The sequence below is a fragment of the Brevundimonas sp. FV2ps16 genome, from assembly GCF_058681075.1.
In genome coordinates this window covers 2,619,573-2,641,738 of sequence record NZ_CM178728.1, presented here as the reverse complement: position 1 = coordinate 2,641,738, position 22,166 = coordinate 2,619,573, and the positions used below count along the sequence as shown (strand labels likewise).

Annotated in this window: 20 protein-coding genes; 15 read left to right on the top strand and 5 right to left on the bottom strand. The window is 66.6% G+C overall.

What is annotated here, in order from left to right:
- Positions 1-81: 81 nt before the first annotated feature.
- From hfq to ACW170_RS12760, 3 genes are read left to right on the top strand one after another with little or no spacing between them, the layout of a single operon-like run.
- Positions 82-327: an RNA chaperone Hfq gene (hfq, locus tag ACW170_RS12770; protein ID WP_003164861.1), complete on the top strand. Its 246-nt coding sequence runs from the start codon at positions 82-84 to the stop codon at positions 325-327.
- Positions 328-1,641, top strand: coding sequence for a GTPase HflX (gene hflX / locus ACW170_RS12765; RefSeq protein ID WP_492087029.1), 1,314 nt, complete (start codon positions 328-330; stop codon positions 1,639-1,641).
- A gap of 3 nt (positions 1,642-1,644) precedes the next feature.
- Positions 1,645-3,285, top strand: a complete 1,641-nt coding sequence (locus tag ACW170_RS12760) for a Na+/H+ antiporter (RefSeq protein WP_492087028.1) — start codon at positions 1,645-1,647, stop codon at positions 3,283-3,285.
- 23 nt (positions 3,286-3,308) lie between these two features.
- Here the strand turns inward: ACW170_RS12760 and ACW170_RS12755 are convergent, their stop codons facing one another.
- Positions 3,309-4,583 (bottom strand): NAD(P)/FAD-dependent oxidoreductase, encoded by a 1,275-nt coding sequence (locus ACW170_RS12755; protein WP_492087027.1) that lies wholly within the window; start codon positions 4,581-4,583, stop codon positions 3,309-3,311.
- A gap of 31 nt (positions 4,584-4,614) precedes the next feature.
- The gene (locus tag ACW170_RS12750) at positions 4,615-5,265 is read right to left on the bottom strand and encodes an alpha/beta hydrolase (protein WP_267513407.1); all 651 of its coding nucleotides are present in this window, start codon (positions 5,263-5,265) and stop codon (positions 4,615-4,617) included.
- A gap of 158 nt (positions 5,266-5,423) precedes the next feature.
- On the opposite strand from ACW170_RS12750, the gene ACW170_RS12745 reads away from it, so the two are divergent.
- The 9 genes from ACW170_RS12745 to ACW170_RS12705 all read left to right on the top strand — a co-directional run bounded on the left by ACW170_RS12745 (position 5,424) and on the right by ACW170_RS12705 (position 12,718).
- Positions 5,424-5,906 (top strand): Rrf2 family transcriptional regulator, encoded by a 483-nt coding sequence (locus ACW170_RS12745; protein ID WP_271166253.1) that lies wholly within the window; start codon positions 5,424-5,426, stop codon positions 5,904-5,906.
- Complete coding sequence (locus ACW170_RS12740; RefSeq protein WP_492087026.1) at positions 5,903-7,042, top strand: cysteine desulfurase family protein; 1,140 nt, start codon at positions 5,903-5,905, stop codon at positions 7,040-7,042. The genes ACW170_RS12745 and ACW170_RS12740 overlap by 4 nt, the downstream gene beginning before the upstream one ends.
- The gene (gene sufB / locus ACW170_RS12735) at positions 7,042-8,508 is read left to right on the top strand and encodes a Fe-S cluster assembly protein SufB (protein ID WP_183195058.1); all 1,467 of its coding nucleotides are present in this window, start codon (positions 7,042-7,044) and stop codon (positions 8,506-8,508) included. The genes ACW170_RS12740 and sufB overlap by 1 nt, the downstream gene beginning before the upstream one ends.
- 9 nt (positions 8,509-8,517) lie before the next feature.
- Entirely contained in the window at positions 8,518-9,267 is a 750-nt protein-coding gene (gene sufC / locus ACW170_RS12730; RefSeq protein ID WP_492087025.1) for a Fe-S cluster assembly ATPase SufC, read from the top strand.
- Positions 9,264-10,286: a Fe-S cluster assembly protein SufD gene (gene sufD, locus ACW170_RS12725; protein WP_492087024.1), complete on the top strand. Its 1,023-nt coding sequence runs from the start codon at positions 9,264-9,266 to the stop codon at positions 10,284-10,286. Before sufC ends, sufD begins: the two co-directional genes overlap by 4 nt.
- Before the next feature lie 77 nt (positions 10,287-10,363).
- On the top strand, positions 10,364-11,560 hold the full coding sequence (locus ACW170_RS12720) for an aminotransferase class V-fold PLP-dependent enzyme (protein ID WP_492089179.1): 1,197 nt from the start codon (positions 10,364-10,366) through the stop codon (positions 11,558-11,560).
- A 4-nt stretch (positions 11,561-11,564) separates the two neighbouring features.
- Positions 11,565-11,954 carry an SUF system Fe-S cluster assembly protein gene (locus tag ACW170_RS12715; RefSeq protein WP_183195062.1) on the top strand — a complete coding sequence of 130 codons (390 nt, stop codon included), beginning with the start codon at positions 11,565-11,567 and terminating at the stop codon, positions 11,952-11,954.
- Positions 11,955-11,967: 13 nt separating this feature from the next.
- Complete coding sequence (locus ACW170_RS12710; protein WP_492087023.1) at positions 11,968-12,357, top strand: HesB/IscA family protein; 390 nt, start codon at positions 11,968-11,970, stop codon at positions 12,355-12,357.
- Position 12,358: 1 nt separating this feature from the next.
- Complete coding sequence (locus ACW170_RS12705; protein WP_492087022.1) at positions 12,359-12,718, top strand: TfoX/Sxy family protein; 360 nt, start codon at positions 12,359-12,361, stop codon at positions 12,716-12,718.
- On the opposite strand, the gene ACW170_RS12700 is transcribed toward ACW170_RS12705, so the two are convergent.
- The 3 genes from ACW170_RS12700 to ACW170_RS12690 form a co-directional block, all read right to left on the bottom strand.
- Positions 12,711-13,460 carry a lysophospholipid acyltransferase family protein gene (locus tag ACW170_RS12700; protein ID WP_492087021.1) on the bottom strand — a complete coding sequence of 250 codons (750 nt, stop codon included), beginning with the start codon at positions 13,458-13,460 and terminating at the stop codon, positions 12,711-12,713. The two genes, ACW170_RS12705 and ACW170_RS12700, sit on opposite strands and share 8 nt — an antisense overlap.
- A 40-nt stretch (positions 13,461-13,500) precedes the next feature.
- Positions 13,501-14,547, bottom strand: coding sequence for a GGDEF domain-containing protein (locus ACW170_RS12695; RefSeq protein WP_492087020.1), 1,047 nt, complete (start codon positions 14,545-14,547; stop codon positions 13,501-13,503).
- A gap of 79 nt (positions 14,548-14,626) precedes the next feature.
- Positions 14,627-16,282: a DEAD/DEAH box helicase gene (locus ACW170_RS12690; protein ID WP_492087019.1), complete on the bottom strand. Its 1,656-nt coding sequence runs from the start codon at positions 16,280-16,282 to the stop codon at positions 14,627-14,629.
- 251 nt (positions 16,283-16,533) lie between these two features.
- Here ACW170_RS12690 and ACW170_RS12685 point away from each other — a divergent pair, with 251 nt between their 5' ends.
- From ACW170_RS12685 to ACW170_RS12675, 3 genes are read left to right on the top strand one after another with little or no spacing between them, the layout of a single operon-like run.
- Positions 16,534-17,352: an ImuA family protein gene (locus ACW170_RS12685; protein ID WP_492087018.1), complete on the top strand. Its 819-nt coding sequence runs from the start codon at positions 16,534-16,536 to the stop codon at positions 17,350-17,352.
- Complete coding sequence (locus ACW170_RS12680; protein WP_492087017.1) at positions 17,252-18,808, top strand: Y-family DNA polymerase; 1,557 nt, start codon at positions 17,252-17,254, stop codon at positions 18,806-18,808. The genes ACW170_RS12685 and ACW170_RS12680 overlap by 101 nt, the downstream gene beginning before the upstream one ends.
- The gene (locus tag ACW170_RS12675) at positions 18,805-22,161 is read left to right on the top strand and encodes an error-prone DNA polymerase (RefSeq protein ID WP_492087016.1); all 3,357 of its coding nucleotides are present in this window, start codon (positions 18,805-18,807) and stop codon (positions 22,159-22,161) included. Before ACW170_RS12680 ends, ACW170_RS12675 begins: the two co-directional genes overlap by 4 nt.
- Positions 22,162-22,166: the final 5 nt, after the last annotated feature.

Genomic DNA, 22,166 nt, shown 5'->3' with positions numbered 1-22,166 from the left:
GGTTAAGGTCGCCCCCGGCCGCCATTCGGCCCCGACGCCGCTCCCACGGCGACGAACAACCAAGAACAGGAAAAACCTGCCATGTCGCAAGACAAACGTCAGAACCTTCAGGACACCTTCCTCAACTCGGTCCGCAAGACCAAGACGCCGCTGACCATCTTCCTGGTCAATGGGGTCAAGCTGCAGGGTATCGTGACCTGGTTCGACAACTTCTGTGTGCTGCTGCGCCGTGATGGCCAGTCCCAGCTGGTGTACAAGCACGCCATCTCCACCATCATGCCGTCCGCGCCCGTGCAACTGTACGAGCCCGACGCCGAAGAAGACTGATTGACCCAAAAACTGATCGACCACGCCGTCCCGCTGATCCGGGCGGTCGTCATCCATCCCGACCGACGCTCCGACAGCCCTCGGCTGGCAAGCGAGCGCCTTGAGGAAGCCGTGGGCCTCGCCCGCGCGCTGGACCTTGACGTGCGCGCTGAAGAGATCGTGCGACTGCGTGGGACCACGCCCGCCACCCTGTTCGGAAGCGGCAAGGTCGAGGAACTGGCCGCCTTGGTCCGCGCGGCCGATGCGGAGGCGGTCATTATCGACGACGCCCTCACGCCGGTGCAGCAACGCAATCTGGAGAAGGCGTGGGAGGTGAAGGTCATCGACCGCACCGGCCTGATCCTGGAAATCTTCGGACGCCGCGCGCGGACCAAGGAAGGCCGGCTGCAGGTCGAGTTGGCGCGGCTGGACTATGAGCGGTCGCGCCTGGTGCGGACCTGGACCCACCTGGAGCGTCAGCGGGGCGGCACCGGCTCGACCGGCGGCCCCGGCGAAACCCAGATCGAGCTGGACCGGCGCCTGATCGCCGACCGGATCGTGCGGCTGAAGGCCGAGCTGGAAGAGGTGCGCCGCACGCGCGGCCTTCACCGCAAGCAGCGCCAGAAGGTTCCGTTCCCGACCATCGCCCTGGTCGGCTATACCAACGCCGGCAAGTCGACACTGTTCAACCGGCTGACGGGGTCCGAAGTCTTCGCCAAGGACCTGTTGTTCGCCACCCTGGACACGACCCAGCGGACCATCCGCCTGCCGCAAGGCCGGCCGGCCATTGTGGCGGACACCGTCGGCTTCATCTCGGACCTGCCCCACGAACTGGTGGAAAGCTTCCGCGCGACCCTGGAAGAGGTGGGCGAGGCCGATCTGATCCTGCACGTCCGCGACATCGCCTCGGCCGACAGCGACGCCCAGGCCAAGGATGTCGAAACGGTGCTGAAACAGATCGAGACGCCCGAGGGCAAGACCCGCCGGGTGCTGGAGGTCTGGAACAAGATCGACCTGCTGGACGACGAGGCCCGCGAGGCCGTTCTGGGCCAGGCCGAACGTCTGGCCAAGGACGGCGAGGCGGTCGCGGTATCCGCCTGGACGGGCGAGGGGATCGAGCCGCTGCGCCAGATCATCGCCGGCCTGATCGACGACGATCCGGAGACCCAACTGCAACTGGGACCCGAGCAGGGCGAAGCCCTGGCCTGGCTTTACGAGCACGGACGGGTGACGTCGCGCGACACCGACGCGGAAGGCCGCACCCATGTCACAGTGAGGCTTCATCCTGCGGCGCTGGGGCGATTCGAGCGTCTCTATCCTGACCTGGCCGACTGACCCATGCATCTGATCGAGACCGTGCTGCTGCTGCTTCTGGCCGTCGTGGTGTCGGGATCGGTCGCACGGATCACACGCATCGCCCTACCGCTGGTTCAGATCGGCCTGGGGGCCGCCATCGTTCTGGTCACAGGGACGACGGTGGATTTGGAACCGGACATCTTCTTCCTGCTGTTCCTGCCGCCCCTGCTGTTCTTGGACGGATGGCGGATCCCCAAGGAGGCCCTGTTCCGCGACCGGGCGGTGATCCTGGAACTGGCTCTGGGCCTGGTGCTGTTCACCGTGGTCGGTCTCGGATTCCTGATCTGGTGGATGATTCCCGAGATGCCGCTGCCGGTGGCTTTCGCCCTGGCCGCCATCCTGTCGCCGACCGATCCCATAGCGGTTCAGGCCATCGCCGCCCGCGCGCCGATTCCGAAGCGGCTGATGCACATCCTAGAGGGCGAGTCGCTGCTGAACGACGCGACCGGCCTGACCTGTATGCGGATCGCCGTGGTCGCGGCCACGACTGGCGCCTTTTCGATCGGCAGCGCGGTGGGGACCTTCGCCTGGCTGGCGCTGGTCGGGGTGGCGGTCGGGGTTCTGGTGACCATGGCCATCAGCTCGGCCAAGGCCTTCGTCAGTCGTCGCTGGGGCGAGGACGTCGGGGCGCAGATCCTGATCAGTCTGCTGATCCCGTTCGCCGCCTATCTGGTTGCGGAAGAGATGCAGGCCTCGGGCATCCTGGCGGCCGTGGCGGCGGGGGTGACCATGAGCTTCACCGAGCGGGGCGGCGGGGTCGGCGGTCAATCCCTGGCCATGACCCGCATCCGGCGCGGCGTGGTGTGGGACACGGTGCAGTTCGTCGCCAACGGCATAATTTTCGTCATCCTGGGCGAACAGATGCCGTCGATCATGGCGCGGGCGGCGGAGGTGGTGCGAGGGACCAGCCGACCGGAGGTCTGGTGGCTGGCCGTCTATGTCTTCGCCATTGTCGCCGCCCTGGCCGCCCTGCGGTTCGTCTGGGTGTGGACCTCGCTGAAATTGACCCTGTTCCGGCGCCGCCATCGCGGCCCGCCCGCCAAGGTGGGGCTGCGGCTGACGATGGTGATGTCGCTGGCCGGGGTGCGCGGGGCCATTACCCTGGCGGGTATTCTGACCCTGCCGTTCGTCCTAGCGGACGGATCGCCGATGCCGTCTCGAAACCTGGCGATCTTCCTGGCGGCGGGGGTGATCATCGTGTCCCTGCTGGTCGCCACCTTTGCTTTGCCTCGTCTGATGAAGGGCGTGGAACTGCCGCCGGAACCGTCGCAGGAGCGCGAGGCGGATCGCGGTCGCGTCGCCGCCGCTTCCGCCGCCCTGCGCGCCGTCGAGGACGTGTCCCACGCCATGGCCGAGGGCAAGACCAATCCGGACCTCTATTCCGACATCGCCAGCCGGATCATGGAGGTCTATCGTCGACGCATTGAGACCCATACCCGCACCGACGAGGACGACGCGGTTCTGGCCCGCAAGATCGACGATGTGGAGCGTCGGCTGTGGCTGGCGGGGCTGGCGGCGGAGCGGGATGAGCTGACGCGAATGGCGCGGTCGCGGCAACTGGATGAAGTCACCGCGCGGCGAATGATCCGTGAGGTCGATCTGCAGGAGTTGCGGTACCTCTGACCCTCGCTTTCGAGGCGTCAGATCTAATGCAGTTTCAGGCGGCCCGAGACGCGGCGGTGCAGCAGGCGGGACAGGGCCAGCAAGGCGGTGCGGCGCACGCCCAGAATGGCGCGGTGATGGTCCAGGTGCAGGGCCATATAGGCCCATTTGGCGATCAGGCCCTCGATCAGGAAGTTCGGACCGCCGAGGTTGCCCATCAACGAGCCGACGCCGCGATCGCCGCCTAGCGACACCAGCGAGCCCTTATCTTGATAGACATAAGGTCCGTGATCGCGCGACGGGTCGGACAGGGCCTTGGACAGATAGGCGGCTTGCTGGGCGGCGGCCTGGGCGCGGGCGGGGACCGGGCGGCCATCGGGCCCCGGCGCCTCGGCGCAGTCGCCCATGGCGTAGACCCCCGGCGCAGAGGTGCGCAGATGGTCGTCCACCACGAACTGGTTGATGCGGCCGGTGGCCAGGCCCAGGTCGCGGTTCGTGTCGGCCGCTTTGACCCCGGCGGCCCAGACGATCAGGTCGGCCGGAACCGGGCCCCTGGAGGTGTCCAGCCGGTCGGCTTGAACGGCGTCGACCTTGGCGTCGGTCAGCAAACGCACGCCCTTGGCTTCCAAGGCGTGAGCCGCCTTAGTCGAAACGGTTTCAGGAAGGCCGCCCAGGATGCGCGGCGCCGCCTCGACGATGGTGACGTTGAGATCGAATTTCTGGTCCGGCGCCAGGCCGGCCGACAACTCGTCGTGACCCTCGATCAGTTCGGTGGACAGTTCGACGCCGGTCGCGCCGGCGCCGACTATGGCGATGTTCAGCGTCCGCTCATCGGAATAGGCGGAGGCGAGGAAGGCGGCGGTCAGCCGCTTGTTGAAGGCTTCGGCGTCGGCGACGTCTTCCAGCAAGTGGGAGTGTTCCGCTGCGCCGGGCGTGTTGAACAGGTTCGATCCGCTGCCGATCGCCAGGACCAGGGTGTTGAACGTCAGGGTCCGAGGCTTGACCAGGACGACGTCGTCCTGATCTCGGATTTCGCCCAGGGTCAGGGTTTTGCTGGTCGGGTCGAGCCCCGTCAGGTCGCCGAAGGCGAAGCTGAAATGATTGCGGCGCGCCAGGACCGGATAGGACAGGCCTTCCTGATGGCTGTCCAGCGACCCGGCTGCGACCTCATGCAGGCTGGGCTTCCAAAGATGGAAGATCGAACGGTCGATCAACAGGACGCGCCGACGGCCCTCGCGCGGGCCGAACTTCCGGCCCAGGCGGGCGGCGAGCTCAAGCCCGCCGGCGCCGCCGCCGATGATGACGATGTCATGCTTCATACGGTCTCCAATGCGAGACCCGAAGATGGGTTCAGGCCGGCTTTTCTTCCAGACGCTTGTCCAGATAGGCGCCGACGCGGCGTTCGACGGCGCTCATATGGTCCTGCCAGAAGTGGCTCGCGCCCTCTTCCAGCTCATAGTCGATGATGATGCCCTTCTGGGTGCGCAGCTTGTTGACCACGCGCTCGACCTCGACCGGCGGCACGATGGTGTCGGCGGTGCCGTGCAGGAACAGCCCCGAGGCAGGGCAGGGGGCCAGGAAGCTGAAGTCGTACATGTTCGACGGCGGAGAGACCGAGATGAAGCCGTCCGTCTCAGGCCGTCTCATCAGGAGTTGCATGCCGATATAGGCCCCGAATTGGTAGCCGCCGACCCAGGTCTGGCTGGCGCCGGGGTTGTTCGACTGAAGCCAGTCGAGGGCGGTGGCCGCGTCGGCCAGTTCACCGATGCCGGAATCGAACTCGCCCTGCGATTTGCCCACGCCGCGCGAATTATAGCGCAGGGTGGCGAAGCCCCGCTGCTGGAACAACTGGTGCAGGGTGACTGCGACCGGGTTGTTCATGTGACCGCCCGCCTTGGGATGCGGGTGCAAAATCAACGCGATCGGGGCGTTCGGGCGCTTGCCCGGTGAATAGCGGCCTTCGATGCGACCGGAGGCGCCGGGCAGGATGACTTCAGGCATAGGGGCTCTGGAATCCGTTCAACTGTCATTTCGCGTGTGCGTAATACTTGACCGCTGAGGTGGGACTTTCTAAGTCCCTCCGCAAGCGAGCCGCCTTTGCGAAGGCGCGGGTTCTAGCACAAGAGCCCCGAAAAGCGCGCAATTTTTGAGGGTGCGATATGCGTCTGTCGACCAAGGGACGATACGCCGTGATGGCGATGGCCGATCTGGCGAAGAACGGACGCGGCGAGAGCGGCGAAATCCGGGCGGTTTCGCTGGCCGAAATCGCTGCGCGGCAGGAAATTTCGCTCAGCTATCTGGAGCAGTTGTTCGCCCGACTGCGCAAGAGCGGCTTGGTGAAGAGCGTGCGCGGACCCGGCGGCGGCTATCGCCTGGCCAAGGGCGCGCAGGAGACGGTGGTGGCCGAGATCGTGCTGGCGGTGGATGAACCGATCCGGGCGACGCGCTGCGTGGCCCACGGATCGCCCAAGGGCTGTATGCTGGCCGGCGAGCGCTGCATCACCCATGAACTCTGGGAAGACCTGGGCGACGAGATCCATCGCTATCTGGCCGGGGTGTCGCTGGAGGACGTGGTGATGAACCGTACGGGCCAGCGTCGCCGCAACGTCGAACCGCCCCAGGCTGTGGGGGTGGCGGCATGAGCGCGATCTATCTGGACTATAACGCCTCGGGCCTAGTGCGGCCGGAAGTGCTAGAAATCATGGCCAAGGCGCTGGCTGACAACGGCAATCCGTCGGCGGTCCATGCGGCCGGGCGGCGGGCGCGGGCGCGGGTCGAGACGGCGCGGGCTCAGGTGGGCGAATTGGTCGGCGCCGATCCGACGGCCGTGGTGTTCAACAGCGGCGGGACCGAGGCGAATGCTCAGGGTATCGCGAGCGCCCTGGCGGCTGGATGCGAGCGGCTGATCGTTTCGGCTACCGAACATCCGTGCGTGGCCGAAGCGGCCGCGAACGCAGGCGCGCCTGTCGAGGTGCTGCCGGTTGATGCGAACGGCGTCGTCGATCTGGACTGGTTGGCGCAGGCCTTGGCGCGGGCGGGCCGGGCTGTGGTCGCCATCCATCACGCGAACAATGAGAGCGGCGTGATCCAGCCGGTGCTCGAAGCCGCCGCCATGGTGCGTGCGGCTGGCGGCTGGCTGCACGTCGACGCCATCCAGTCGGCGGGCAAAATCCCGGTCGATATGCGGGTTCTGGACGCGGACAGCCTGACCCTGTCGGCGCACAAGCTGGGCGGGCCGCAGGGCGTCGGGGCCTTGATCCTGAAGGAGGGCGTTTCGGGCGTTCGCATCCTGCACGGGGCGGGGCAGGAGCGTGGTCTGCGCGCCGGGACCGAGAATGTTCCGGGCATCGCCGGTTTCGGCGTGGCCGCCGACTGCGCCGCGCGGGATCTGGAGACGATGGCTTCGCATGTCGGATGGCGCGATTCAGCCGAGGCCAAGGTCAAGGCCGCCGGGGCGACCGTGATCGGCGAAGATGTGGCGCGTCTGCCCAACACCCTGTTCATGGCGGTCGAGGGGTGGGACAGTCCTCAACAGTTGATCACACTCGATCTGGCGGGGGTCATGGTGTCCGCCGGGTCGGCCTGTTCGTCGGGCAAGGTCAAGCCGTCCAAGACCATCAGCGCCATGGGATTGAACGCTCTGGCGACCGGGGGCGTGCGCGTCTCCGGCGGTTGGGGCACGACAGAGAGCGACTGGGTGCGGTTCGTCGACGCCTGGATCGCCGCCTACGACAAGCACAAGACACGCGCCGCAGAGCGCGTGAGAGAGGTCGCCTGATGGCCGCCGTCAAGGAAACCATCGACGCCGTCGCCGCGCTGGAGAAATACGCGCACGGCTTTACGTCTGACATCGAGCAGGAGTTCGCGCCGCGCGGCCTGAACGCCGACATCGTGCGCTTCATTTCCGAGAAGAAGGGCGAGCCGGAGTGGATGCTGGAATGGCGCCTGGCCGCCTATGAGCGCTGGCTGGCGATGGAGGAGCCGACCTGGGCGGCGGTGAAGTATGAGCCGGTCGATTATCAGGACCTGTTCTACTACGCCGCGCCCAAGCAGAAGGAAGGGCCGAAGTCTCTGGACGAAGTCGATCCCGAGATCCTGGAAATCTACAAGAAGCTGGGCATCCCGCTGAAAGAGCAGGAAGTGCTGGCGGGGGTGCAGGGCGCGCCGCGGGTGGCGGTGGACGCCGTGTTCGACAGCGTGTCGGTGGTCACAACCTTCAAGGAGGAACTGGCCAAGGTCGGCGTGATCTTCATGCCGATTTCCGAGGCCTTGCGCGAATATCCTGAGCTGGTGCGGCAATATCTGGGGTCGGTGGTGCCGGTCTCGGACAACTATTTCGCGGCCCTGAACAGCGCGGTCTTTTCGGACGGGTCGTTCGTCTACATCCCGCCGGGCGTGCGCTGCCCGATGGAGCTGTCGACCTATTTCCGCATCAATGCGAGCCAGACGGGCCAGTTCGAACGCACCCTGATCATCGCCGACAAGGGCAGCTACGTCTCGTACCTTGAGGGCTGCACCGCGCCGATGCGCGACGAGAACCAGCTGCACGCGGCCGTGGTCGAGATCGTGGCCCTGGACGACGCCGAGGTGAAATATTCGACCGTCCAGAACTGGTACCCCGGCGACGCCGAGGGCAAGGGCGGCATCTACAACTTCGTCACCAAGCGGGCGGATTGCCGGGGTGATCGGTCCAAGGTGTCCTGGACCCAGGTCGAGACCGGTTCGGCGGTGACCTGGAAATACCCGTCCTGCATCCTGAAGGGCGACGACAGCTCAGGCGAGTTCTATTCCATCGCCATAACCAACGGACATCAGCAGGCCGACACCGGCACCAAGATGATCCACCTGGGCAAGAACACCAAGTCGCGGATCATCGCCAAGGCGGTCTCGGCGGGCAAGTCGGACTCGACCTATCGCGGTCTGGTTTCGGTGCATCCGAAGGCGACGGGCGTGCGCAACTTCACCCAGTGCGATTCCTTGCTGATCGGCAAGGAATGCGGCTCGCACACCATCCCCTATATCGAGGCCCGCAACGGCTCGGCCCAGCTGGAGCATGAGGCGACGACGACGCGTCTGAGCGACGACCAGTTGTTCTACGCCCAGCAGCGCGGGCTTTCGCAGGAAGAGGCGGTGGCCCTGCTGGTCAACGGCTTCGTCCGTGATGTGATGCAGAAGTTGCCGATGGAGTTCGCCGTCGAGGCGCAAAAACTAGTGGCGATCAGCCTCGAAGGCTCGGTCGGGTAAAGAAGAACCATGCTGAAGATCAACAACCTCCGCGTCTCCGTCGGCGACAAGCCGATCCTCAAGGGCCTGACGCTCGAAGTGCCGGCGGGCGAGGTGCACGCCATCATGGGGCCGAACGGGGCCGGGAAGTCGACGCTGGGTTACGCCCTGTCGGGACGGCCGGGCTATGAGGCGACCGAAGGCGCGGTCGAATGGGCCGGCGAGGATCTGCTGGCGCTGGACCCGGCCGAACGGGCGGCCAAGGGCGTCTTCCTGTCGTTCCAGTATCCGATCGAGATCCCCGGCGTCCCGGCCCTGACCTTCGTGCGGACGGCGCTGAATGCGCAGAAGCGCGCGCGGGGCGAGGAGGAGGTGGCGGCGCCCGCCTTCCTGAAGCTGGTCCGGGAAGCGTCCAAGGCGCTGAAGATGGACTTCGACATGCTGAAGCGGCCGTTGAACGTCGGCTTCTCCGGCGGTGAGAAGAAGCGGATGGAGATCCTGCAGATGGCCCTGCTGGAGCCGTCGCTGCTGATCCTCGACGAGACGGATTCCGGCCTGGACATCGACGCCCTGCGGATCGTGTCGGAAGGGGTGAACGCCCTGCGTCGTCCCGACCGGGCCATGCTGGTCATCACCCACTATCAGCGCCTGCTAGACTACATCAAACCGGACCGGGTCCATGTGCTGGCCGGCGGCCGGATCGTGGCCTCGGGCGGGCCGGAGCTGGCGCATCAGCTGGAGGCGGAAGGATATGACAAATATCTTCCGGAACCGGCATGAGCGCGACCTTCGCCATCGACCTGACCGACGCGGCCACATTCCCGTCGCGGCGGGATGAGGCGTGGAAATACAGCGACCTGAAGCGTCATCTGCGTGAGGCGCCGACGCCGTCGGGCACGGCCGCCGTGGGCGCGCCGGGGCCGTTCTACGCCTTGGGTGGAGAGGCCATCGTCTTCGCCAATGGGCGACCGGTGGGGGTGACCGACTTCATCGCCTCGGGCGAGCAGACGCTGCGGCTGCGCTATATCTCCGACACCGTCGGGACGGGGCATACGGCCAGGGCGCGGGTTGCGGTGCGGGCGGGCGCCAAGCTGCTGTTGCTGGAGACGCACGAGGGCGCCGGCTCGGTCTATGTGGCCCACAATACGCTGGAGCTGGATGTGGCGGCCGGGGCCGAGGTGACGCGCGTCGTCCTGGTCGAGGAGCCGGAGGACGCCATTTCCATCGCCGAAGCCCATGTGAAGGTCGAGGCGGGCGGCGTCTATCGCCAGACCATCATCGCCACCGGCGCCAAGCTGCAGCGGATCGAGACCCGCATCGCTCACTTCGCCCAGGGGGCGCAGGTTCAGGCCGACGGCCTGTATCTGCTGAACGGATCGCGGCAGGCCGACCTGACCAGCGTGGTGCGGCACATGGAGCGCGACGGCGCCACGTCGCAACTGATCAAGGGCGTGGCGCGCGACACGGCGCGCGGCGTCTTCCAGGGCAAGATCGTGGTCGAGCGCGGGGCCGACGGCACCGATGCGCGGATGGGACACCACGCCCTGATCGCCTCCGAGCGGGCCGAGATCGACGCCAAGCCCGAACTGATCATCTATGCCGACGATGTGCAGTGCGCGCACGGCAATACGGTGGGGACGCTGGACGAAAGCGCCCTGTTCTACATGGAGCAGCGCGGCATTCCGGCCGAGGAAGCCCGCGCCCTGCTGACCCAGGCCTTCCTGATCGAGGTCATCGACCGGATCGAGCACGAGGGCGCGAGAGAGGTGGCGCGAGAATGGCTGACGGCTCGGTTGTGACTGATCTTGCCCCCTCCGTCGCGGCGCAAGAGCGCCGCGCCACCTCCCCCAAGGGGGGAGGATTTGATCCCTACGCCGTGCGGGCGCAGTTCCCGATCCTGTCGCGACAGGTGAACGGCAAGCCGCTGGTCTATCTGGACAATGCGGCCTCGGCCCAGAAGCCGCGCGCGGTGATCGATGCCCTGGTCGCGACGATGGAGGGCGGCTACGCCAATGTCCACCGCGGCCTGCACACCCTGTCGAACGAGGCCACCGAGGCCTTCGAGAAGGCGCGGGAGATCGTCGCCCGCTTCCTGAACGCCGAAAGCCCCGAGCAGGTCGTCTGGACCAAGGGCGGGACCGAGGCGATCAATCTGGTGGCCAACGGGCTGGGGTTGAGCATCGAACCGGGCGACGAGATCATCGTCTCGGAGATGGAGCATCACTCCAACATCGTGCCCTGGCACCTGCTGCGCGAACGGCGCGGCGCGGTGCTCAAATGGATCCCGGTGCTGGACGACGGCTCGCTGGACATGGCCGCCTATGCCGAGCTGCTGGGGCCGAAGACGCGCATGGTCGCGGTCACCCATATGTCGAACGTGCTGGGCACCATCAATCCGGTGGCCGAGATCACGCGACTGGCGCATGCGGCCGGCGCCCGAGTGCTGATCGACGGGTGCCAGGGCGCGGTCCATGCGACGCCGGATGTTCAGGCCATCGGCTGCGACTTCTATGTTCTGACCGGCCACAAGCTGTTTGCTCCGACCGGCATCGGCGCCCTGTTCGGCAAGGCCGAGGCGCTGGAGGCTCTGCCGCCGTATCAGGGCGGGGGCGAGATGATCGAGACGGTCGAACAGGACCGCGTCACCTATGCCAAGCCGCCGCATCGTTTCGAGGCGGGGACGCCGCCGATCCTGGAGGCCATCGGCCTGGGCGTGGCCCTGGAATGGCTGGCGCAATACGACCGGGCGGCGGTTCAGGCGCATGAGCACGCGCTGTACCAGCATGCTGTGGACCGTCTTCAGGGTCAGAACTGGCTGCGGATTCTCGGGCAGGCGGAAGGGAAGGGCGCGATCCTGACCTTCGCTGTCGAGGGCGCGCACGCCCATGACGTCGCCCAGATCATGGACCGTTACGGCGTGGCGGTGCGGGCCGGTCTGCATTGCGCCGAGCCGCTGGCGAAAAGATTGGGGGTGACGTCGAGCACCCGCGCCTCCTTCGCCCTATATAACACCGTGGAGGATGCCGACGCCTTCGTGGACGCGCTGATCAAGGCGCGGAACTTCTTCGTGTAAGCTGATGACAGACGACACCATTCAAGACAGCGACGCCTTCAAGGACGCCTGGGATGAACCCCAGAAGAGCGCCCTGTCGCAGGCCGAGCTGGACACGCTGACCGAACAGCTGATCGAGGCCCTGAAGTCGGTCTATGATCCGGAAATCCCGGTCGATATCTATGAGTTGGGCCTGATCTATCGGGTCGATGTGTCCGACGACCGCGATGTGGTGGTCGATATGACTCTGACGGCGCCCGGTTGTCCGGTCGCCGGCGAGATGCCGGGCTGGGTCGAGACGGCGGTCGAGAAGGTCGAGGGAGTGCGCAGCGCCAAGGCCAATCTGGTGTTCGATCCGCCTTGGGATTCCTCGAAGATGAGCGACGAGGCCAAGCTCGCGCTCAACATGTTCTGACGGGGATAGTCCAATGACCGAACTCCAGGCCACATGCCGTCCGCGCCGCCCGCGTCCCAAGGCCGTGACCCTGACGGACGCCGCCGCCGAACGTGTGCGCGAGATCCTGGACAATGCCGAGAACGACCACATCGGTCTGCGGATCGGGGTCAAGAACGGCGGCTGCGCCGGGCAGGAGTATACCTTCGCCTATGCCGACGCGATCGGCCCCATGGATGAGGTGGTCGAGGACAAGGGCGTCACCATCCTGATCGAGCCCAAGGCCGTGCTGTTCCTGATCGGCACCGAGATCGATTACGAGACGACCCGGCTGGCGTCCAAGTTCGTGTTCAACAATCCGAACCAGACCGACGCCTGCGGCTGCGGCGAGAGCGTCACCATCATCCCGGCCGCCGCCGTCTGAGATGGCCTACGACGCGGACTTCGGCGAATGGGTGCGTGAGCATTTCGCGGGCCTGGGTCGGTTGGAGATCAAGCGGATGTTCGGCGGGGCCGGGGTCTATGCTTCGGGCGTGATGTTCGCCTTGCTGGACGACGGGGTGGTCTGGCTGAAGGGCGACGAGACGCTGGGCGAGGCCTTCGTCGAGGCTGGGTGTAGGCAATTCAGATATCCGACCAAGGATGGGCGGATGATGTCCATGGGCTATTGGACCCTGCCGGAGGCGGCGCTGGACGACCCCGATCAGGCGGTCGCTTGGGCGCGGCGGTCGTTGGAGGTGGCGGTGCGAAAGGCGTCGGGGAAGAAGTCGAAGAAGGCTACTTAGGCGTATCCACCAGAACGGCCGGCGTGACCGATTTTCCGGTCGCCTCGGCGATCAGTTCGGCCGTGCGGGTTTCGACAACGGCTTCGAGACGCGCCAGGAATTCGTCCTTGGGCAGGCCCACGGGGATGGGCTCCAGGAACTCCAGCGTCGCCGTGCCCGGATGTTTCTCGTACTTCTCCTCGGGCCAGAACAGGCCGAGGTTGGTGGCCAGGGGCACGACTGGCATGTCGAAGTCGCGGTACATGTGCCAGACGCCGGAGCGATAGCGGTATTTCTGGCCGACCGCCGCCAGATGGCCTTCGGGATAGATCAGGATCTTGCGGTTCTCGGCCTTGGCCTCGGCGGCGCGGGTGGCCAGGGCCTGGCGAGCTTCGTGACCGCCGCAGCTGTTGACGACGATGGCGCCCAGCTTTTTCAGCACGCCGCCCAGCAGCGGGAACTTCTCCAGGTGGTCGCCTGTGACGAAGGCCAGGTCGTCGAACTGATCGTAGGTGGCGAAGCCGTCGCCCCAGCTCTGATGCTTCGAGGCGATGATGAAGGCGCCGTCGGGCAGGCGATCCTTGCCGCGCACGTCCAACCTGATTCCGGCGAAGACCGCCATGGCCTGAACCATCCGTCTGACATAGGCGCGGATGACCCGGCTGGTCGGGCCGCGACCGGGCGCCAGGGCGGCGAAGGCTGCTGTCAGGCCGTAGCCGATCGACAGGATCCAGTAGGCGATATTGAAGGCGAAACTGCGCATGGGCCGACTATGGCAGAAAGCCTGGCCTTGTCAGATTGTATCAGGCCGCCTTTTCCACAGTGATCGCATTGGTGACGCGATTGCGACCGGCGTGCTTGGAGGCGTAAAGGGCCGCGTCGGCGCGTTCCAGCAGACTGGAAGCGGCCTCACCCGGAAAATGCTGGGCAAAGCCGGCGGACAGGGTCACAGCGCCCAGGTCGTCGTTGGTAGACCGACGACGCAACGAACGTGAGGAGACCTCTTCCAGAATGGTTTCCAGAGCCATGGTGACGGCCCCTGCGCTCTCTCCGGGGAAGATGATCGTGAACTCCTCCCCGCCGAACCGGGCCACGAAACGGTTGCCGCTGCAGACGCGTGAGAGGATCGTGGAGACATAGCGCAGCACCTGATCGCCGGTCTGATGCCCCCAGGTGTCGTTGAAGCGTTTGAAGTGATCGATATCGAGGACGGCTAGAGTAAAGGGGGCGTGGTCGTCGCCGCAGGCTCTTTCAAGCCGTTCGTCGAAGGCCTTGCGATTGGCCAGATTTGTCAGGGCGTCGGTCATGGCGTCGCGGCGGACCTGTTCCAGATGTTCGCGCAGCCGGGCGACTTCCTTGTTGGAGCTCTCCAGACGTTTCTCGAGAATGGCGGTCTCGCGCCGAACACGTTTCGTGGCGATGGTCAGACCGCCGACCAAGGTCTTCAGAGGCGCGCCGTCTTCGGCCGCCTCCATGGTCTGGGATGCGGCCACCAGGGTTTCGCCGTAGTCGGCCTGGGTCTTGTGGGCCTTGGCGATGGCCCCGGCCACATTGGCCAGTTCACGATCCAGCACGGCGCCAGCGTCGCGAATATCTTCCGACAGACGGCTGCGGGGCAAGAACTCCGCAGCCAGCAGTTCCGCAGTCTCGTCGTTGATGACGACCTTCTCGGACAGAAGGCGTTTGATCTCGCGGCCCAGTGGCGCTTCAGGGTCGCCCATATAGTGGAGCCAGAGCTCGAAATTGAGAGGCGTCGGCCAGACCCCGACCTTCTCCATGTCGGAGATGACGTTCCGCGCAAGAGAATAGGCTTCCGGTCCCCGAACCGCCATTTCCATCTGCGCCGTCATTCATCTCTCCCGAAGCTCCATTCTGAAGCTGGGAAAGAGAGTACAGGTCGATCCGTAATAGCGAGTAAACGCGGCCGGCTCAGGCGCGGATGACGACCGGACGGCGCAGGAAGGCCGGGATGTCGTCGCCGAAGCCCTTGACGCCGGAGCGTTCACGCTCTTCCGGACGACGTTCGCCACGGCGATCCGACTGACGCAGATGGGGCTCGCGGTCCGTGCGGGCGGCGCGGGTCTCTTCAGCCGGAACGGGGGCGGCCTCGACCGGCGCTTCGATCGTCGGTTCTGACCTGGGCTCTGAACGGGCTTCTGACCTGGCTCGGCTGCGCCCGCGACTGGCGGGCTTGTCAACGACAGGAGCGATCTCGGTTTCGACCACGCTGTCTGCGGAGACCTCGGGCTTGGCCTTGCGGCGGCTGCGCGACCGCGTCGTCGCCTCGACGGCGTCAGTCTCGGCCATAGCAGCGGCGGGGGCGGCGGCCGGGGCGACCGCGGCGGTTTGGGTTGGTTCGGCGGCGCGTGAACGGCCACGACCGCCAGAGCGGGATTCGCTCGAACGCGGCGAGCGCTTGTCGTCCCGTCCGCCGTCCTTGATCGCGTCGAAGTCGATATCGTCGAGGACCAGTTCCTTCGGGTCCATCTTGATCAGCTTCAGCACCTTATCCAGCGACTTGTCGTCGCCCGGGGTGACGATCATGAAGGCCTGGCCCAGCTTGCCCGCGCGACCGGTGCGGCCGATGCGGTGGACGTAGTCGTCGGCGTGGTGCGAGACGTCGTAGTTGAAGACGTGGCTGACATCGGGGATGTCCAGGCCGCGCGCGGCGACGTCGGAGGCCACCAGGATCTTCAGCGCGCCCGAACGGAAGTCCGCCAGGGTCTTCATACGATGCGACTGGTCCAGGTCGCCGTGGATCGGCGCGGCGTCGAAGCCGTGGGTCTTCAGCGACTTGGCGACGATATCGACTTCGGACTTGCGGTTACAGAAGACAATGCCGTTGCGCACGTCCTCACGACCGACCAGGGCGCGCAGGGCGACGCGCTTGGCCTTGGGATCAGAGGTCGGGATGCGGACGATATACTGGGTGATGGTGTCGGCGGTCATTGCCGGACGCGAGGCCTCGATCCGGGTCGGATCCTTGAGGAAGGCGGTCGTCAGACGGGTGATTTCCGGCGGCATGGTGGCCGAGAAGAACAGGGTCTGGCGACGCGGCGGCGTCAGTTTGAAGATTCGCTCGATGTCCGGGATGAAGCCCATGTCGAGCATGCGGTCGGCTTCGTCGACGACCATGATCTCGACGCCGGTCAGCAGCATCTTGCCGCGTTCGAACAGGTCGAGCAGCCGGCCGGGCGTGGCGATCAGGACATCGACGCCCTTGTTCAGCGCCGCGACCTGGTCGCCCATGGAGACGCCGCCGATCAGCAGCACCCAGGTCAGTTTCGTGCCCTTGGCGTATTTGGCGAAGCTTTCGGCGACCTGATCGGCCAGTTCGCGGGTCGGGGCCAGGACGATGGCGCGGGGCATACGGGCCCGGGCGCGGCCCGAGGCCAGGCGTTCGACGAGGGGCAGGGTGAAGGCGGCGGTCTTGCCGGTACCGGTCTGGGCGATGCCCAGGACGTCGCGGCCGGCGAGGGCGACGGGGATCGCCTGTTCCTGGATGGGGGTGGCGGTCGTGTAGCCGGTGTCGGCGACGGCCTGAAGAGTCGTGGGCGAAAGGCCCAGTTGGGAAAATTCGGTCATGAATCCTTGGGGTGGTAAAGCGTCTGCGTGCATAGCAGCAACGGAACCGCCCCTCTTTGGGCGAGCGGGCGGCGCGGATCGCAGACCTGTCCCGAGGCTGGTGGCGATATAGAAGTCCCTGCGTGAAAGTCAAGTATTCTCGATATTTCGTTCGACCGGCGGGCGCGGAATAAATTCCCATGTCCAGTTGGACTCCGCTTGACTCCGCCGGGCGTGAAGGAGGCATATGAGAGAACAAAAGGAGAACTATTGTGCGCTCCGACCGCAAGATCGAAGCCCTGCGCGAACATCTGAAAGCTCTGGAGGGCGACGGCCATCCGGTCGATGAGGCGCGCTTCGACCTGGGCCTGGAGGCGGCGGATCGTCATCTGGGCGGGCTGGCGACCCATGGGCTGCACGAGGTCTATGCCGCGACCACCTCGGATGCGACGGCGGCTCTTGGATTCGCCCTGGGGCTGGTGCGCCGGGCGGCCGGCGAGCGGCCCGTGGTCTGGGGCGTCCAGGCCATGGCGGGGCTGGAAACCGGGCAGATCTATGGGCCGGGCTTGCGCGAACTGGGGCTGGATCCCGGACGGCTGGTTCTGGTGCGGGTCAAGGAGATGAAGGACCTGCTGGCGGCGGGCGAGGAGGCCCTGGCCTGCGGGGCCGTTGGGGCGGTGCTGCTGACGGCGTGGGGCGAGAACAAGGTTCTGGGTCTGACGGCCACCCGCCGCCTGTCGATGGCGGCGGGGCAGGGGCGAGCGACGGCCGTGCTGACGCGGCTGTCAGCCCAGCCTCAGCCCAGCGCGGCCGAGACCCGGTGGCGGGTCCGCGGGGCTTTGTCACGGGCGCTGGAGGCGGACGCTCCCGGCCATCCGACCTATGCGGTCGAACTGTTGCGGCATCGGCTGGGCGCGCAGCCGAGGACCTGGATCATGGAGTGGGATCGTGAGCGCGGAGTCTTTGAACAAGGCGGGCAGAATGCCGGACATGAACAGTCGCAACGACCGACGCTACCTGGCGGTTTGGTTTCCCCTGCTGCCGACAGATCGGTTGCGGCGGGAGGAGGGGCGGTCCGCCGCTACGGCTGAACCCGCGACCGTGCTGGTGGAGAAGGTGAAGGGGGCTCTGCGTTTGGCCGCCGCAGACGGGTCGGCCTTGGCGCTGGGGCTATCGCCGGGCATGACCTTGGCCGATGCGCGGGCGCGGGCGCCGGACATCCGGGTGGTCGCGCATCGGCCCGAGGCGGACGCAGGGCTGCTGAAGCGCGTGCTGCTGGATTTCGGCCGCTTCACCCCGATGGCGGCGACCGATGGTGCGGACGGGCTGGCGCTGGACGTGACCGGCTGCGCCCATCTGTTCGGGGGCGAGGCGGGCCTGGTCCGTGCGGTCGCGGCGCGGGCCCGGGGCGTGGGTCTGGCGGTTCGTCTGGCCATGGCCGGCACGCCCGAGGCGGCGCGCGCCCTGGCCCGGTTCGGGCGTGGCGGGATCTATGAGGGCGAGGGACAGAGCCAGGCCCTGCGCCGGCTGCCGGTCGCGGCGCTGGAGCTGTCGGACAAGGAGACCCAGGCCCTCTCCCGCGCGGGGTTGAAGACCCTGGCGCATCTGGCCGACCGCCCCACCGCCCCCATCGCCGCCCGGTTCGGCGCGGCGTCGGCGACGCGGCTGAACCGGGTGCTGGGGCGCGAGGACGCCCGCATCCGGCCCGAACGGCCGGTCCTGCTGATTTCTGTTGATCGCATCCTGGTCGAACCGATCACCGAAACGACCGACGTCGAGGCGGTGATCGGCGACCTGCTGACCGAGGCCATGGACCGGCTGGACCTGCGCGCTCAGGGCGGTCGGGCTTTTCAGGCCGGGTTCTTCCGTCTGGACGGGGAGGTGCGCCACATCACCGTGCGCACGGGCCGGCCCACGCGCGACGCGGCGGCCGTGCTGCGTCTGTTTCGCGAGCGGTTGGCCAGTCTGGCGCGGCCGCTGGATCCGGGTTTCGGCTTCGACCAACTGCGCCTGTCCGTGCCGGTCGCCGACCGTCTGGCCTCGCGCCAGCGCGGTTTTGACCGCACCCCTCCGGGCGCGGAGGATCTGGGACGACTGGTCGACCGCCTGACCGCGCGGCTGGGGCCGGAGGCGGTCAGCCGGTTTGAACCGATAGAGTCGCACTGGCCCGAACGCGCCGTACGCCTGACCCCTGCGGCGCTTCCGGTGGGCGAAGTCGCCGTCTGGATCGAACTGGACCCGGCCGACCCGCCGCTGAGGCCGCTGCAAATGTTCGATCCGCCCCAGCCGGTCCTGGCCACGGCGGAGGTGCCGGATCATCCGCCGAACCGTTTCATCTGGCGGCGGGTGGATCACCGTCTGGTCCGTGTCGAAGGCCCCGAACGTATCGCGCCCGAGTGGTGGCGCAGGCTTCGGGGGCCGCTGGAGCCCACGCGCGACTATTACCGCGTCGAGGACCAGGAGGGGCGGCGCTTCTGGCTCTTCCGCTCCGGCTTCTATGGCGAGGAGCCGGCCCCGCGCTGGTTCGTGCACGGGGTCTTCGCGTGACCGCCTATGCCGAGCTGGCGACGCGCAGCAACTTCTCCTTCCTGGAAGGGGCGTCGCATCCGAAACATCTGGTGCTGAGCGCCATCCTGCGCGGCCATACCGGAATGGGGCTGGCCGACCGCAACACCCTGGCCGGGGTGGTGCGGGCGTGGAGCGCGTTGAAGACGCTGCGGGAGGAGGGCTGGTCGCCGCCGGATCGGGTGCGCCAGGGCGGCGGACCCGGCGAGACGGTGTTGGTGGAGGACTCGTTTCCCGTCGACATCGATCCGGAGGAAATCAAGGCGCGGGCCAAGGCCTTCAAGCTGGTCCTGGGCGCGCGGCTGCGGTTCAACGACGGGACGCCGGACATCCTGGCCTATCCCGAGGACCGGCAGGGTTGGGGGCGTCTGTGCCGCCTGCTGACCCTGGGCAACAGCCGGGCGAAGAAGGGCCAGTGCGAGATCGGCCTGCGCGACCTTCTGCGCGCGTCCGAAGGTTTGTTGCTGATCGTCATGCCGCCCCGCCGACTGGAGGGGTTGGAGGCCCTGCTGCGCCAGGTGAACGACGCCGCGCCGGGCGCCGTCTGGCTGGGCGTCGCCATGGGCCGGAGGGGCGACGACCGCCGCCGACTGGCGCGGCTGAAGGTCTTGGCCGGGGCGACGGGCGTGTCCTTTCTGGCGGTCAATGACGTCCTCTATCACGACGCCGACCAGCGCGACCTGCAGGACGTGGTCACCTGTATCCGCGAGGGGGTGACGCTGGAGAACGCCGGCCGCCGACTGGATCAGAACGCCGAACGCCACCTGAAACCGCCCGCCGAAATGAGCCGCCTGTTCGCCGACGCGGCGGAGGCGGTGGCCGAGACGCAGGACGTGCTAGCGCGGGTGGCGTTCGATCTCGGGGATCTGAGCTACAATTATCCTGAAGAGCCGGTGCCACCCGGCATGACGGCGCAGGATCGGCTGGCCGAACTGGTGTCGATCTATGAGGAGCGGAAATATCCGCAAGGCGTGCCGGGCAAGGTGCGGGACCTTCTGAAGAAGGAGCTGGCCTTTATCGCCAAGGAGAATCTGGCCCACTATTTTCTGACGATCCACGACATCGTCAGATTTGCGAACGACCAGCGCATCCTGTGTCAGGGGCGAGGTTCGGCGGCGAACTCGGCCGTCTGCTATGTTCTGGGCATCACCTCGGTCGATCCGAGCGTGCACGACCTGCTGTTCGAGCGGTTCCTCTCGTCGGATCGAAAGGAGCCGCCGGACATCGACGTCGATTTCGAACACGAGCGGCGCGAGGAGGTCATCCAGCACATCTACGAACGATACGGTCGCCACCGAGCCGGCATCGCCGCCACCGTGATCCGCTATCGTCCGCGCAGCGCCATCCGCGAAGTCGGCAAGGTCATGGGGCTGACCGAGGATGTGACGGCGCGTCTGGCGGGAAGCCAGTGGGGCAGTTTCGGATCGGATATTCCGGATGGGCATCTGGAGCAGGCCGGGCTCGAGGTCGGCAATCCGACCGTGATCCGTGCGGTAGCCATGACCCGGCGACTGCTTGAGTTTCCCCGGCACCTGTCCCAGCATGTCGGGGGCTTCGTCCTGACCCAGGATCGGCTGGACGAACTGGTTCCCATCGGCAATGCGGCCATGCCGGACCGAACCTTCATCGAATGGGACAAGGACGATATCGACGCGCTGCGGCTGATGAAGGTCGATGTGCTGGCGCTGGGGATGCTGACCTGTATCCGAAAGGCGTTCGACCTGCTGCTTGAGCACGGGGCGCTGAATCTCAGACTGGACACGGTCCCTGACGCCGACGAGCCGACGTACAAGATGCTGCAACAGGGGCGCTCCATCGGGGTCTTCCAGGTGGAGAGCCGGGCGCAGATCAACATGCTGCCGAGGCTGAAGCCGAAGCGGTTCTATGATCTGGCCATTCAGGTGGCGATCGTTCGCCCCGGGCCGATTCAAGGCAATATGGTTCATCCCTATCTGCGGCGGCGGCAGGGTCTGGAAGCCGTCGACTATCCTTCTCCCGGTGCAGAGTTCGGACATCCCGATGAGTTGAAGGACGTGTTGAAGGCGACGCTGGGCGTGCCGCTTTTTCAGGAACAGGCGATGAAGATCGCCATGGTCGCCGCGCGGTTTGACGACAAGCAGGCGAACGGCATGCGCAAGGCCATGGGGACCTTCAGGGGCGACGGGAACCTGAGCCACTACGGCCAGCTCATGGTCGAGGGCATGAAGGCGCGAGGGTATGATGTGGCCTTCGCCGAGCGTTGCTACGAACAGATCAAGGGCTTCGGCTCCTATGGTTTCCCCGAGAGCCACGCCATCTCGTTCGCCAGGCTGGTCTACATCTCGTCCTGGATCAAATGCCATCATCCGGCGGTGTTCGCCTGTGCGCTGCTGAACAGTCAGCCGATGGGGTTCTATGCGCCGGCCCAGTTGGTGCGGGATGCGCAGGAGAGTCCGCAGAAGGTCGAGGTGCGGGCGATCGATGTGAACCACAGCCTTTGGGACAATAGGCTGGAACCGGGCGATAGGGGATTGGCTCTGCGGCTGGGCTTGCGTCAGATCGACGGGTTCAAAGAAGGTTGGGCGACGAAGCTGGCCGAGGTACGCGACGCGCCTTTTACCGACGTGGAGGAGATGGCGCGGCGGACGGGGCTGGAGGCGGCGGCGATGCGGAAGCTGGCGGATGCGGACGCCTTCCGCTCTCTGGGGCTGGATCGGCGCGAAGGGCTGTGGGCGGTGCGGCGGTTGCCGGACGACGAGCCCTTGCCGCTGTTCCAGGCTGCGCGGGCGAGGGAATTGGGCGTTGAGGCGGCGGCGAACCTGCCACTGATGCCGCTGAAGGAGCATATCGCCACCGACTATCAGACGACGCGCCTGTCGCTGAAGGGCCACCCGATGCAGATCCTGCGGCCGGTGTTCGACGCTGAACGGGTGCTGAGCGCCGAGGCCGTGGAGGCCAAGAACCACGGGGCCCTGGTGAAGACGGCGGGGGTGGTGCTGGTGCGCCAGAGGCCGGGTACGGGCAACGCCATCTTCGTGACCCTGGAGGATGAGACCGGGGTGGTGAATATCCTGCTGTGGGCGCGGCTGTTCGAGACCTTCCGGCGCGAGGTCATGGCCGCCCGGCTGATGGAGGTAGAGGGCACGGTCGAGAAGAGCGTCGAAGGCGTGCTGCACGTCATGGCGCGGCGAGTGATCGACCGGTCGTCCGAGCTGGGGCGGCTGTCCGAGGACTATGACCTGCAGGTCGAACTGTCGCGGGCGGATGCGGTGAAATATCCGCAAGGGCCGCGCAGCCCGACCGGCCGGCATCCGCGCGACGTCCGCATTCTGCCGGGGTCGCGTGACTTTCACTGATGGGC